General features: G+C 74.4%; 1 protein-coding gene. It reads left to right on the forward strand.

Annotated features, from left to right (window positions below; all coding sequences use genetic code 11):
* Positions 1 to 544: CurL C-terminal domain-containing protein (locus tag KN815_RS15780; protein ID WP_301184586.1), on the forward strand; the 544-nt coding region annotated here is incomplete at both ends.

Genomic DNA, 544 nt, shown 5'->3' on the forward strand with positions numbered 1-544 from the left:
GGGCGAGCATCCGCGCCGGGCGGGAGTCTCCTCGTTCGGCATCAGCGGGACGAACGCCCATCTGATCCTGGAGCAGGCCCCTGAGGAGGCCGCGACGGCGCTCGGGGAGCTCGGGGCGGAGCCGGTTGCGGGTGAGCTGGTGGCCGCCGAGGTGGAGCCCGTTGCGGTGGAGCCCGTTGCGGTCCCGTTGGAGCCGGTGGGCGGGCCGGTGCCGTGGGTGGTGTCGGCGCGCGGGGCGGAGGCGCTACGGGGCCAGGCGCGGGCGTTGGCCACACGGGTGAACGCCGACCCGGGGGTGAACGCTGCGGAGGTGGGCTGGTCCCTGCTGCGGACCAGGACACTCTTCGACCACCGGGCCGTGGTGATCGGCCAGGACCGTGCGGAGCTGGTGGCGGGACTGGAGTCACTGGCCGCCGGGGAACCACATCCGAGTCTTGTGCACCCCGGACGGGCCGCCGAGGCCGTCGGGCAGACCGTGTTCCTGTTCAGCGGGCAGGGCAGCCAGCGCCCCGGCATGGGCGCCGAACTCTACGACCGCTTCCCC

Source organism: Streptomyces niphimycinicus, assembly GCF_018883605.1.
Taxonomy (GTDB): Bacteria; Actinomycetota; Actinomycetes; order Streptomycetales; family Streptomycetaceae; genus Streptomyces; species Streptomyces niphimycinicus.